The following is a 12,688-nucleotide window of genomic DNA, read 5'->3' as shown; positions in this document are numbered from 1 at the left end:
TGGGCATCGACCCGGCGGCCGCGACCGCGTGGATTACCGAACTGGGCCTGCCGGTGCAGGGGGCGCTGAACTTTGAGCGGATCGGGATCGGACAGTCCAACCTGACCTACCGGGTGTCCGACACCGCCGGTCATAGCTGGGTCCTGCGCCGGCCGCCGTTGGGAACATTGCTGGCCTCGGCCCACGATGTGGCCCGGGAAGCGCGGATCCTCGCGGCGCTGGGCGACACCGACGTCCCCACCCCGAAGGTGTACGGGCTGACCCGCGACGCGCATGGCGTCCCGTTGTTGCTGATGGAGTTCGTCGACGGCGTGGTCGCCGACCGGATGTCGGTGGCACAGGCGCTCTCTCCCGAGCGGCGCCGACAGATCGGGCTGTCGATGCCCAAGACCCTGGCCAAGATTCATGCTGTCGACATCACCTCGGTCGGCCTGGGTGATCTGGCCAGCCACAAGCCGTACGCCCAACGTCAGCTCAAACGCTGGGCCGGACAGTGGGAGAAGTCCAAGACGCGCGAGCTGCCGGCACTCGATGACCTGACTCGGCGTCTGGCCGCCGCCGTGCCGCCGCAGCAGGAGCTGACCCTGGTGCACGGGGACTTCCACCTGCGCAATGTGATCACCTCACCGGAGAGCGGCGCGGTGATCGCGGTGCTGGACTGGGAGTTGTCCACGCTTGGCGACCCGCTGGCCGACATGGGCAGCCTGCTGGCGTATTGGCCGCAGGTCGGCGAAGAGCACATCGCCGGGGAGTTCGTCATCAGCACCTTGGACGGTTTCCCGGACCGGGCGGAGCTGGCCCGGGTGTATCTGGAAGAGACCGGGCGCGACGCGGCGTCGCTGCAGTACTGGCATGCGCTCGGGCTGTGGAAGGTCGCGATCATCGCCGAGGGCATCGTGCGGCGGGTGCTGGACAACCCGGCGAACAAGGCCGCTGCCGGCACTCCGATCACCGCGTGGATCGACGCCTTGGTGGACAAGGCGCGTGAGGTCGCTGGCGAGGCGGGGATCTGAGATGAGCACGTCGTATCGCGCCGGCGCTGCCGTCGGCGGGGCCGACCTCGTCGACGGTGTCCCGCGCCGGAGGATCGCGGTGGCGGCGATGGTCGGCACCACGATCGAGTTCTACGACTTCTACGTCTATGCGGCCGCCGCGGTCACCGTGTTCCCGCACCTGTTCTTCCCGACGGGCAACCCCACTGCGGCGCTGTTGGCTTCGTTGGCGACGTTCGGCTTGGCGTTCGTGGCCAGGCCGGTGGGGTCGATCCTGTTCGGTCACTTCGGTGATCGGCTGGGCCGCAAATCCACCCTGGTCGCCTCCTTGCTACTCATGGGAGTCGCCACGTTCCTGATCGGCGTGCTGCCCACCTACCACCACATCGGCCTGCTCGCCCCCGTGCTGTTGGCCGCCCTGCGGTTCTGCCAGGGTTTGGCGCTCGGCGGCGAATGGAGCGGTGCTGCGCTGCTGGCTACCGAAACCGCCAAACCGGGCCGCCGGGCGACGGCGGGAATCTGGCCGCAACTGGGTGCGCCCCTGGGTTATCTACTGGCCACCACGATCTTCCTGGTCCTGTTCACGTGGTTGGGACAGTCCACCGCCGGTGCGGACGGGACCGGGCCGTTTCTCACCTGGGGCTGGCGCATTCCGTTCCTGCTGAGTGCCGTCATGGTGGCCGTCGGCCTGTATGTCCGGCTGCGCCTGTCCGAAACCCCGGTGTTCGCGCAGGCGAAGGCCACCGGTGCACCGGTGAACGCTCCGATCGCAGCGCTGCTGCGGGGCAGCTGGCGCCGGCTGGTCATCGGCACGCTGGTGATGGTGGTGCCCTACACGCTCTTCTACACCGTGACGACCTGGAGCCTGAGTTACGGCACGGCGAAGCGTCCCCCCGAGGGCGTCGGGCTGGGTTATGGCTACGCCGAGTTCCTCGGCCTGCAGCTGATCGCCGTGCTGTTCTTCGTCGCGGTGCTACCGATCGTCGGCAGACTGGCCGACCATTTCGGCCGACGCCCGCTGCTGCTGTTCTTCACCGCCGGAATCATGGTGTACGGAACCACCTTCGGCGTATTTCTGAAGCCAACCACCTCCGTCGGCGTGACGCTGGCTTTCCTGATCATCGGGATGACGCTGATGGGCCTGGCGTTCGGGCCGATGAGTGCGGTGCTGCCCGAGTTGTTCCCGACCAATGTCCGCTACACCGGCTCGGGCGTCGCCTACAACGCGGCGAGCATTCTGGGGGCGGCGGTGGCGCCGTTCATCACCACCTGGCTGGCCACCAGCTACGGCGTGGCCTGGGTGGGCGGCTATCTGTCCATTGCGGCCGCGTGCTCCTTCATGGCGCTGCTGGCGATGCAGGAGACCCGCGACGCCGAGCTCGTGGACGTCTAACCGGCTGGGAGTGCGCCGCCGAACACGTCGCGCATCGCCGCCCAGTGCCGGGCCGCGGCGTCGGCGTCATAGGGCGCGTTGTCGGGCACCGCGAAGCCGTGTGCGGCCGGATAGAACTCGACGGTGTGTGTGACGCCCGCGGCGCTGAGCGCCTCGCCCAGGGTTGCGGCATGCGCCTTCGTGAACGACGCGTCGTTCTCGGCGCCGGCCACATAGACGGTGGCCGTCATCTGATTGGCCAGTAGGTGGGGGCTGTCCGCGGAGTCGGTGACCAGACCGCCGCCGTGGAATGACGCCGCCGCTGCCACCCGGCCGGGCACGCGTCCGGCGACGATCACCGAGGTACGTCCACCCATGCAGTACCCGCACACGCCGAACTTCTCTCCGCGGACTTCGGGCCGGCCGGCCAGATAGTCGAAGAACGCCTGCGCGTCGGTGGTCATCCGGTCCGGGGTCACGTCGCCGATCATCGAGAACAGCCGGCCGCGCTCCTTGGCGTCGGCGAACACGGTCGCCATGTCGAACGGTGCCCAGCCTGCGTGCCGGTAGTAGACATCGGGAAGCAGCACGGCGTAGCCGTAGCCGGCCAGTTCAGCGGCCATCTCGTCGAAGGTCGCCCGAACTCCGCCGGCGTCGGGATACATGACCACGCCGGGCCAGGGCCCGGAGCCCTCCGGAGTGAACAGGCGAACGGGGCAGTCCCCGTCGGGCGTGGTGATGGTGTCGGCGATCGTGGGCATGGCTTCCGTTGTACTCCGACCGATCGCGGCTGTGTTGATTGCGGCGACCCGCGGCGCGTGGCTTCGCCGCGCTTGCGATCGTCGCTGTGTTGATTGCGGCGACCCGCGGCGCGTGGCTTCGCCGCGCTTGCGATCGTCGCTAAGCTGGGCGGCGTGCCGATTCCCACGCCCTACGAGGACCTGTTGCGGCTGGTTCTGGCAGAGGGAACCCCGAAGGCGGACCGCACCGGCACCGGCACCCGCAGCCTGTTCGGCCATCAGTTGCGCTTTGACCTGGCCGCCGGATTCCCACTGATCACCACCAAGAAGGTGCACCTCAAGTCGGTGATCTACGAATTGCTGTGGTTTCTGCGCGGTGACTCCAACATCGCTTGGCTCAACGAACACGGTGTCACGATTTGGGATGAATGGGCCTCTGAGACAGGAGATCTCGGTCCTGTCTACGGAGTGCAGTGGCGGTCCTGGCCGACGCCGGCGGGCGAGCACGTAGACCAGATCTCTGCTGCGCTGCACCTGCTGCGAACCGACCCGGATTCGCGCCGGATCATCGTTTCGGCATGGAACGTCGGCGAGATCGGCGAGATGGCGCTGGCCCCCTGTCACGCGCTGTTCCAGTTCTACGTCGCCGACGGCAAGCTGTCCTGTCAGCTCTATCAGCGCAGCGCCGATCTGTTCCTCGGCGTGCCGTTCAACATCGCCAGCTATGCGCTGCTGACCCACATGATGGCCGCGCAGGCCGGGTTGGGCGTCGGGGATTTCATCTGGACTGGCGGCGACTGCCACATCTACGACAATCACGTCGATCAGGTCACCGAACAACTGAGTCGTGATCCGCGTCCGTATCCGCAATTGGTCCTGGCGCCGCGTGACTCGATCTTCGACTACACCTACGAGGACGTCGAGATCCGGGGCTACGATCCGCACCCGGCGATCAAGGCGCCTGTGGCGGTATGACGATCAGTCTGATCTGGGCTCAGTCGAAGTCCGGGGTGATCGGGCGCGCCGGCGGTATTCCCTGGCGGGTGCCCGAAGATCAGGCCCGCTACAAGCAGCTCACCATCGGCCACACCGTGGTGATGGGAAGGCTGACCTGGGAATCGCTGCCCGCCAGAGTCCGGCCGCTGCCGGACCGGCGCAATGTCGTGCTCACCCGGGACTCGGAGTATGTCGCCGACGGCGCCATCGTTGTGCCGACCCTGGATCAGGCGCTGGAGGGCGACGACATCTGGGTGGTCGGCGGCGCGGAGATCTACGCGCTGACGCTGCCGCTGGCCAGCCGCTGCGAAGTGACCGAGGTCGATATCGACCTGCCGGTGCAGGCCGGTGACGCCGTGGCGCCGGCGCTTGACCAGTCCTGGCAGGCCAGCACGGGGGATTGGCTGACCAGCCGAACCGGTCTGCGCTACCGCTATCTGACTTACCACCGGACTTCGTGCCAGTCCTGACCGTCGCGCAGGCGCGCAGGATCGCCGTTGCCGCACAGGGATTCACGGATTCCAAACCCTCTGCCGCGGTCACCAGGGCACACCTGAAACGGCTGATCTCCCGCATCCAAGTACTGCAGCTCGATTCGGTGTCGGTGGCGGTACGCGCCCACTATGCGCCGGTGTTCAGCCGGCTCGGGCCTTATGACCGGACCGTGCTGGATCGAGCCGCGTGGAGCCACAGCGCCCGCTCGCCGCGGTTGTTGGTCGAGTACTGGGCGCACGAGGCGGCGCTGATGGCCGTCGAGGACTGGCCGCTGTTGCGCTGGCGGATGCGGCAGTATTCCCACGGTCGGTGGGGCAACGTTGCACCCAATCCCCGGCTGGCCGACGACATCGCCGCCGCCGTCGCCGAGCTCGGGCCGGCCACCGCCGGGCAGATCGAGTCGTATCTGGCCGCCGGGCCCAAGCGCGGCAAGGGAACCTGGTGGAACCGCAGCGACACCAAGTGGGTGGCCGAGGCGTTGTTCGCCTCGGGGGTGCTGACCACCGCCACCCGGGTCGGGTTCGCCCGGCATTACGACCTGGTGGAGAACGTACTGCCACCGCAGGTGCTGGCTGTCGAGGTCGACGACGACGCCGCGATCCGCGAGCTGGTCCGCCGGGCCGCCGGCGCCGTGGGCATTGCTACCGAGGCCGACCTGCGTGACTACTTCCGGCTGTCGGCCGCCCAGGTCAAACCGGCGATCGCGAACTTGGTGGCAGCCGGCGAATTGGAACCGGTGGCCGTCGACGGCTGGGACGCCCCGGCCTATCTGCGTGCGGGGCAGTCGATTCCGCGAACCGATCGCGGCACCGCACTGCTGTGCCCGTTCGATCCACTGATCTTTTTCCGGCCGCGGGTGCAACGGTTGTTCGACTTCTTTTATCGCATCGAGATCTATACCCCAGCGCCCAAACGCCAGTACGGCTACTACGTGTGGCCGTTCCTGCTGGACGGGGAGCTGGTCGCCCGGGTGGACCTCAAGGCCGACCGGCAGGCCGACGTGCTGCATGTCGTCGGGGCGTTCGCCGAAGAGGGACAGGCGCGCGAACGGGTGGCCCGCGCACTGGCCACCGAACTGTGGTCGATGGCGTCCTGGCTCGGACTGAGTCAGGTCAGGGTGGGGCAGCGCGGGGATCTGGTGGCCGAGCTGCGCCGACGGGTGCTCTCCGGCCCCGCGTGATGGCCTACCAGTGGTGTTGACGAATACGGCGGCGGGCGCTGTCCGCGAGTGTGGTCGCGCCCTCGCGGGCCGCCTGCGCCAGTTCGGTTCCGCGGTCGGCGGCGACTTCCGCGAGCTGAGCTCCCCGTTCGCCGGCCGACTCCAGTAACGGTCCGGCCTTTTCACTCACCAGCTCGGCGAGTTCGCGGCCGTGCTCCACGCTGGCCTGCAAGCCCGCGCTGACCTTTTCGCCGACCGTCTCCAGCGCGGCATCACCGGACGCGGTGGGCAACGCGTCGGCAGCACGACGGTAGGCACGACGGGCCCGCCAGCCCAGTGAAGGTCTTCCCTCGGTATCGGCGGCCGCGATCATCAATCCACCGACCAGGCTGACGTCGGTCAAAAACGCTTTGCGTTGTTCAGCCCTGCGTTGCGGGTCGGGCTCTGTCCAGAACATGTGCGCCCCGGCGCTGCCTGGGATGACCGTGCACGCCAGTACCGCGGCCGCAAGGCGTGGCAGCTTGCCGGTTGCCAGCAAGACGCCACCGCCGATCTGCGCCAGCGCGTTGGCCTTGGCGAACGTTTCGACGTCGGACGGCACCTTGGCCGCGATCTCGCCGGGCAGCTGCTTGAGTCCGTCGAACGCCGGACGGGCCGCCTGCCCGGCTTGCTGCGGTCGGCGCAACGCCTCCACGCCTTGACCGATAAACGCCGCCGCGAGCAGTGGACGTGCGATCTTCCGTAGCAACACTGGGCCCCCTATCGCCGGTGGGATCACTAGTCGGCCCGCTCGCGTGCCTCCTGCGCAGCGGCCTTGACGCGGGATACCCGTCGGGGCTTACGACGTAAACGTCGAGAGCCGGCGGACGGCCGCCACCGGCGAAGCTTCCGGGACGGCGCTAGGGTGGCGACCGGGAGCTGATCGGCAGCGTTGATGACTGGCGTACCGATCCGGGTCGGGGATGTCGGGGTGATCGTATGCGGGTTTCTGCTGCATGGGCGCTTGTTGTCGCGGGCGCTGCGCTGGCTGCCGGTTGTGGGAGTCACGAGCTGAAGGTCCTGCCGAACCCCACATCGACGGTGCCCACCACCACCATGACGGCCGTGCCCATCGCCGAGGATGGCCTGCGCGCTCTGTTACTCACCCCCGAGCAGGTCAACGCGATCATGGAGGCGACCGATATGGCCGTCACCCGCACCCACACCGCCTTGTCGGACGACAGCGCCACCATGCAACCTCAAGAATGCCTGGCCATCGACGGCGCGGCTCAGGAGCCGGTATACGCCGGCAGCGGCTACTCCGGCGTGCGGGAGCAAGCGCTCAGCGAGGGCGACGATTTCGAGCATTTCGCCGAACAGGCGGTCGTCGCCTTCCCCTCGGCCAAGCAGGCCGCGGCGTTCTTCGCCGCGGCCGCCCGGCAATGGCCGGCCTGCCACGAGTACAGCCATCTGCAAAGCGGCACCATCTGGACCGCCGGTCCGATTGTCAACGCCGACGGCATGCTGAGTACCGTCGCGACCCAAGACAACGCGGGCAACGACGTGAGCTGGGCCTGCGGGCGGGCGCTGACGGTGGCCAACAACGTCGTGATCGACGTCAACACCTGCAGTGCGGATCCCAAGGACACCGCGGTGGTCATCGCTGGGCAGATCGCCGCGAAAGTGCCGAACGGCTGACAGTCAGGGCAGATACCAGCCGCCGATGCGATGGAATCGGTGGCGCCCCGCCACGGCGTTCGCGGCCTGCAGCCCTGACATGACGGCCGCCTCGATACACCCGGCGTTGATTCCTGAATCGATCCAATCGCCGGCCAAGACCAGGTTGTCGTAACCGCTTTCGTCGGCGCGCAGTCGGTAACGGTCGGTGCCGGGAATGGACTGCACGTACCGGTCGGAGGGATCGACGTTGACGCTGACGTGTTGGGTGCTCAGCGCCGCACCGCCGCGTTCGCCGTTGACTCCACTGAGCAGGTGCCAGTCGAACCCCGCTTCGCTGACGGCGTTGGGAAAGAACCGATACAGGTGATGGTCGAGGTGGTCGACGGCCTGCCGCCGGACCCGCTGCTGATGGCGGTGCAGATAACCGGGGCCGGACTCGTCGGTCGGCCATGCCGCGTCCAGGGTGCCGCAGAAGTAGGCCACTGTGCCGGGGCGGTCGTGTTCGGGCCAGTCCTCGGCCCACAGCGTCTGTGGCATGGAGGCCCACGTCTCGAATGGGGGGACGTAGGCACTGAGCGTCACGCCTGGATCGTGCCAGCCCAGCGCCGGTTCATCCGGGCGCAACCAGATCTGGAAGGCCTGGGTGGCGACGGTACACACCTGGGTGGTCATTCGCCGCCACTCCGGCCGGTCTTGGATCAGCTCTGCGGCCACCTCCGGCAGCATGCCCAGGGATACGGCCAGGATGACGTGTTCGAAGTCGGCACCGCGGCGCAGCACCCGGGTCTCGACGTCGGTGTGGTCAGACCAGTGCGTTTCCAGCGCATGCCAACCGCCGCTTGGGATCTGATCGGGTGCGGACATTTGGGCGGTCAGCGGGCTGCCGGGAAAAACCGGCAGTCCGCGCACCGTGGTCAGCGGCTCATAGTGGGTGCGGTCGTCTGTGAGGCGCACCTGTCGGGCAAGCGTGATCGCATCGACCGCGTGCCGCCGGTCATCGAGGTGCAGCGCATCGAGGCGGTGGAAGAACTCGAACTCGACACCGCGTTGCCGTAACGCCTGATACAGCGGCGCTATGACGACATCGCCCATCCCGGCGGTCATCTTCCAGAAGATCGCGCCTTGGTGACTGAAGAGTGCCGAACCGGTCATGAGGACGGCGAGACCCGCCCCGAACGCCGGCCGCTGCGGGTCCGCGTCCGCATAGCCGAAGACAAGGTCGTACAGGCCTCGGACCAGTGCGAAATCCCCGACGTCGGGATGTGCCCCGTGCCGCAGCAGCCAGGCGATGAAGTCTTCGTCGTTGATCGACCGGAAACCCCGCGGATCGGTGACCAGATTGTCGGCCAGGACGCCGCGGATCACGGCGGTCATCATCGACAGCAGGAGCCAGTAACGCCTGTGGTCGGGCCGATGGTCGTAGTCGAGTGCCGCTCGCACCGCCAGCAGGGCATCGTCGATCAGCTGGGGAACCGTGAGATGCGCCGCCCGAGGTTCGGCCAGTACGGCCACGACAGCGAGGGCCGCGTCAACGATCGTCTCGCTCAATCTTGCGTTCCGTGGCGGATCGGGCAAGGTGGACAACGTAAATCCGACCGATGCGGTGCCGCGCTGGGACTGGGCGAAGTCACACACCAGTTGCACTGCCCGGCGGGTGAACTCGATCACCGTCATCTCGCGCCCGGTACTGCCCGGTTCCCCGGGCAGCCCGTCATTGGCGGTGAAGGTGGCCAGCCAGGTCAGCCAGTCGTCGCCGAACTTATCGGCGACCCCGACGTTGTCCGCCGGAATCAACGCCTGATCCCAGGTGGCCAGCGGCGCCATCGGATCGGTTGTGGCCCGGTCGAGTTCGGTGTAGCACTCGCGAAGCAGCCGGAAGGCGTTGTGGTAGCAGCCCAGCCAAACATGCAGTCCGTGCTCCTCCACACGTCCGTGCGGGCCTCGGCTGGACGCGGCCTTGCCGCCGAGTCGCCAGCCGCGCTGGTAGACGGTGATGGAGTCGAAGCGGTCACGCCAACCGGGTTCACTGAGCCGCCACGCGGCGCTCAATCCGGCCATGCCGCCGCCCAGGATGGCGACGCCGCCTGCGGTTCGGCTCACCTGAGCAGCGCCCGCGCCCGGCTGAGCTCCGGCCAGGCGCTGTCTGCCGGAAACCGGTTGATCGCGTCTTGCAGCGTTCCCGTTGCGGTTTCGCCGTGCAGTTCGACGTTATCCACCGCGGCACGCAATTCGAAGATCGTCGCGCCCTGCGCACGCGCCGTCGAGGTCGCCTCGCGCAGGTCCGCCTCGCGCGCGTCGGTATCGTCGAGAGTCTGCGCCCGTAACCGAAACAGTTCTGCGCGGTAGAAGTTCACGCCGGTGTCGTCGGCCGCCTGCAGCGCCGCGGCGAGGCGTTCGCGCGCCGGTTGCATCCGGCCCGCGGCGATCAGCAGCCGTGCCAGGACCGCGTGGTAGAAGCTGGCGAAGATGTTCCACTCGGTTTCGCCGAATTTGTCGACGATCCTTGACATCGCGTCGATGTGAGGTTGCAACGCCCCCTGGTGGCCTCCGCAGGCAGATAGCGCCGACATGGCGCGGATGGTGGCCCGCTGGATGGCAACCAACATCGCCGCGTACTCGAAGCCATGGCGTTCTACCTGCACCGCGGATTCGTCGGCGATGTCGGTGGCGAGGTCCAGTTGCCCGGTCTCGATGGCCATCCAGATCTGGTAAAACCGTTGGTAGCCAAGGCTGAAAGGGCCCTGCGGGAAACCGAGACGGGCCACCCGACGCACCGTCGCAGCCAATTGGTCTTCGGCGCCCGCGAGATCACCCTGGACGAAGCGGGTCAGCGCCAGATGAGTGTGCACCGAGGTGATCGGGTCGCAGGGAATGTAATACACCGATTCGTAGTCGATCTTGGTAGCGGCGAGCACGCCCGCGACCAGTTCCAGGGCCGAGCGTGCGTTGTTGAAGTCTCCGCCGAACAATGCGGCGGTGCCGTACGCGGACCGAAACCAGCTCTGTCCGGCCAATCGGCTCGACTTGGCGAGTTGCAGGCATCGGCGGAGGTCGCCTCGCGTCAGGTAGTAGGCCCAGAGGGTGGCCAGGGTCGCCGAACGGTCCTCCTCGCGCAGGCTGGTGTTGGCAAGCTGCAGGCAACGTTCGAGATCTGCGGAGACCTCGGGATACAGGGGTCCGTTCACCGCCGTGGTGAGAAACGCGCGCTCCAGGCGAAGGTTGGTCTCGCATCCGTCACGGACCGGGGCGGGTGTCGCCCGTTCGATCTGGATGATGGCGCGGGTCAGGTTGGCGCGGGCCTCGTTGATGGCGCCTCGAAGCCGGGCATCGGATGCTGCCCGTCGGTGGGCGTCGGCAGCTGCGTCGAAGCGTTGCGCGTGTTCGTAGTGCAGCGCCACCAGGTGCCAGTCGGGGTTGTCCGACGTGGCGACGATCGCGTCGGCGGCCCGGCCGTGCAGGGCGCGGCGCACGCTGGGCGGTGGCAGCTCGTAGGCGACTTCACGGAGCAACTCGTGACGAAAGCGCCAGCGGTCCTTGGCCGCCGGGAGAAAGACCCGCGCGGCCGCCAGGGCCTGGATGGCTTCGTCGAGGCCGGTCTCGGTCATCTCGACGACACTGCCCAGGATGGCCCGGTCAAATTCGCGGCCGATGGTGGCGGCGGCTTCGACGACCTGAATGGTGGTGTCGCTGGCCCGAAGCCGTGAGAACAGCGGCTCGTAGAGCGCGTCGGGTGCCCGCGCCCACCCGGCCGCATCGGTGGGCTGCTCGTGGAATTTGGCGACCACCTCCTCGATGTAAAGGGGCACACCGTCGCAGCGGCGCTGCACCTCGGCCCGCTCGTCACCGGACAAAGCCGGATCCAACGCGGCGATCAGCTGGTCGGTCTCTTGCGGGGTCAACGGTGCGAGGTCGAACACCTCGAGGCGCCCCGCTATGTCGCGAAGCGGGCGCGTGTCGCGCGCGGTGAGCACCACGAGCAGTCTGCCGGTGTTGGCCCCGAGTAGTGCCGCGATGACGTCGAGTGTCGACGCATCGAACCACTGCAGGTCTTCGGCCAGCACCACGGCCGGACCGGAACCGGCACAGGCCTGCAGGTACCCAACGATGGCCTCAATGATCTGCTGGTAGAGCTTGGTGCCCTCGGCCTGCACTGGTTGGTAACCGTGCTCGGCCGCGATGCCCAACACCGGCGCCAATAGCGGGACGGCGGCAGCCGCCTCAAAACCCAGCGCCCGCAACTCGTCTTCGAGTAGCCGCATCCGGGCGGCAGGGGCGGTCGTCCGCTCGATCCCGCACCGCTGCTCCAGCAAAGCGCGGATCGGGTAGAGACCCGCATCGGCCTGAAAGGGGGATCCGATCAGTGCGAGGGCCGGTCTGCCGGCCTGCTCGGCCAGATCCCCTGCGGCGGTAGCCAACCGGCTCTTGCCCATACCGGCCTCACCACTGAAGCAGACACCGGGAGTAGTCAGCGTGCCGTGTTGGGCCTGATTCCAGGCATCCTGCAGGTGTGCCAGCTCGAGGCCGCGGCCGACCAGAGGCCATAGCGGGGGCCGCGTCCGGCCGATGCGCTCCTCGATAACGCGATAATGTTCGACCGGTTCGTCGATGCCTTTGACCGGTTGGGCTGCCTGAGCATCGAGCTTGAAGTGCCCGGTCACCAGCGGTGCGATCGCCGCGGACACCACGACGCAACCCGGCGAAGCCAATCCGGCGACCCGGGCCGCCAGATTGGCGCCCAGCCCGTACACGTCGTCTTGGGCGACGTCGAGATAGACCAGACCTCGGTGCACGCCCACCCGTACCGAGATATCGAAGCCGAACCGTGATCGCACGCGCTCGCTGAGCGCAGCCACGTCCCGGGTGATGTCCAGGCCGGCCTGGACCGCGCGTCGTACGTCGTTCTCGTGCGCTTTGGGATGTCCGAACACCGCGAGCAGCCCGTCGCCCTTGGTGGAGGACACGTGGCCCTCGTAGCGGTCGACAACAGCGTTGACCTGCTGGCGATAGCGACCGATCACCGTGCGGTAGGTTTCCGGCTCAATCCGGGTGGACAGCGCGGTCGAGTCCACGACGTCGGCGAAAAGTATTGTCATCCGCCGAAGTACGTCGCCGCCTACCGCCGGTGAGGCGAGCAGGTCTTCGGCGTCTTGGTTGTCCCCGTCGATGGTGAGCACCTGCTCGGCCAGCGCACTGGCGGTCATGCGGTCGCCGGTGTTGATTGCTTGCACTGCGTGATCAAGCAATTCGTCGATCGTGTTCGGGGGCTCGGACATGG

General features: G+C 67.6%; 10 protein-coding genes. 6 read left to right on the top strand and 4 right to left on the bottom strand.

Annotated elements, in window-relative coordinates:
• The first annotated feature begins 5 nt into the window (after positions 1-5).
• Together ACKY0X_RS13685 and ACKY0X_RS13680 are read left to right on the top strand one after the other, a co-directional pair.
• Positions 6-1,013: a phosphotransferase family protein gene (locus ACKY0X_RS13685; RefSeq protein WP_409429630.1), complete on the top strand. Its 1,008-nt coding sequence runs from the start codon at positions 6-8 to the stop codon at positions 1,011-1,013.
• 1 nt (position 1,014) lies between these two features.
• Positions 1,015-2,385, top strand: coding sequence for an MFS transporter (locus ACKY0X_RS13680; protein ID WP_409426469.1), 1,371 nt, complete (start codon positions 1,015-1,017; stop codon positions 2,383-2,385).
• On the opposite strand, the gene ACKY0X_RS13675 is transcribed toward ACKY0X_RS13680, so the two are convergent.
• Positions 2,382-3,125 carry a dienelactone hydrolase family protein gene (locus tag ACKY0X_RS13675; protein ID WP_409426468.1) on the bottom strand — a complete coding sequence of 248 codons (744 nt, stop codon included), beginning with the start codon at positions 3,123-3,125 and terminating at the stop codon, positions 2,382-2,384. The two genes, ACKY0X_RS13680 and ACKY0X_RS13675, sit on opposite strands and share 4 nt — an antisense overlap.
• 153 nt (positions 3,126-3,278) lie before the next feature.
• Here ACKY0X_RS13675 and ACKY0X_RS13670 point away from each other — a divergent pair, with 153 nt between their 5' ends.
• Genes ACKY0X_RS13670 through ACKY0X_RS13660 form a run of 3 tightly spaced genes read left to right on the top strand, consistent with a single transcriptional unit; the run spans position 3,279 to position 5,775 of the window.
• Positions 3,279-4,079, top strand: coding sequence for a thymidylate synthase (locus ACKY0X_RS13670; RefSeq protein ID WP_409426467.1), 801 nt, complete (start codon positions 3,279-3,281; stop codon positions 4,077-4,079).
• Positions 4,076-4,570 (top strand): dihydrofolate reductase, encoded by a 495-nt coding sequence (locus ACKY0X_RS13665; RefSeq protein ID WP_409426466.1) that lies wholly within the window; start codon positions 4,076-4,078, stop codon positions 4,568-4,570. The genes ACKY0X_RS13670 and ACKY0X_RS13665 overlap by 4 nt, the downstream gene beginning before the upstream one ends.
• Positions 4,558-5,775 carry a winged helix-turn-helix domain-containing protein gene (locus tag ACKY0X_RS13660; RefSeq protein ID WP_409426465.1) on the top strand — a complete coding sequence of 406 codons (1,218 nt, stop codon included), beginning with the start codon at positions 4,558-4,560 and terminating at the stop codon, positions 5,773-5,775. The genes ACKY0X_RS13665 and ACKY0X_RS13660 overlap by 13 nt, the downstream gene beginning before the upstream one ends.
• Positions 5,776-5,779: 4 nt before the next feature.
• On the opposite strand, the gene ACKY0X_RS13655 is transcribed toward ACKY0X_RS13660, so the two are convergent.
• Entirely contained in the window at positions 5,780-6,505 is a 726-nt protein-coding gene (locus ACKY0X_RS13655; RefSeq protein WP_409426464.1) for a DoxX family protein, read from the bottom strand.
• Positions 6,506-6,732: 227 nt separating this feature from the next.
• Between ACKY0X_RS13655 and ACKY0X_RS13650 the strand changes: the two genes are divergently transcribed.
• Positions 6,733-7,431 carry a sensor domain-containing protein gene (locus tag ACKY0X_RS13650; RefSeq protein WP_409426463.1) on the top strand — a complete coding sequence of 233 codons (699 nt, stop codon included), beginning with the start codon at positions 6,733-6,735 and terminating at the stop codon, positions 7,429-7,431.
• Between the two features lie 3 nt (positions 7,432-7,434).
• Here ACKY0X_RS13650 and ACKY0X_RS13645 read toward each other — a convergent pair whose 3' ends face one another.
• Complete coding sequence (locus tag ACKY0X_RS13645) at positions 7,435-9,513, bottom strand: FAD-dependent oxidoreductase (protein WP_409426462.1); 2,079 nt, start codon at positions 9,511-9,513, stop codon at positions 7,435-7,437.
• The gene (locus ACKY0X_RS13640; RefSeq protein ID WP_409426461.1) at positions 9,510-12,686 is read right to left on the bottom strand and encodes an ATP-binding protein; all 3,177 of its coding nucleotides are present in this window, start codon (positions 12,684-12,686) and stop codon (positions 9,510-9,512) included. Before ACKY0X_RS13640 ends, ACKY0X_RS13645 begins: the two co-directional genes overlap by 4 nt.
• Between the last annotated feature and the right edge of the window lie 2 nt (positions 12,687-12,688).

The sequence above is a fragment of the Mycobacterium sp. SMC-11 genome (assembly GCF_046250095.1).
GTDB lineage: Bacteria > Actinomycetota > Actinomycetes > Mycobacteriales > Mycobacteriaceae > Mycobacterium > Mycobacterium heraklionense_A.
This window is presented reverse-complemented; position numbering and strand designations above follow the sequence as displayed.

Bases quoted from the DNA above. Each gene is read 5' to 3' on its own strand.
- ACKY0X_RS13675 (WP_409426468.1), bottom strand. From the start codon at position 3,125: ATGCCCACGATCGCCGACACCATCACCACGCCCGACGGGGACTGCCCC.
- ACKY0X_RS13640 (WP_409426461.1), bottom strand. From the start codon at position 12,686: ATGTCCGAGCCCCCGAACACGATCGACGAATTGCTTGATCACGCAGTG.
- ACKY0X_RS13680 (WP_409426469.1), top strand. From the start codon at position 1,015: ATGAGCACGTCGTATCGCGCCGGCGCTGCCGTCGGCGGGGCCGACCTC.
- ACKY0X_RS13665 (WP_409426466.1), top strand. From the start codon at position 4,076: ATGACGATCAGTCTGATCTGGGCTCAGTCGAAGTCCGGGGTGATCGGG.
- ACKY0X_RS13650 (WP_409426463.1), top strand. From the start codon at position 6,733: ATGCGGGTTTCTGCTGCATGGGCGCTTGTTGTCGCGGGCGCTGCGCTG.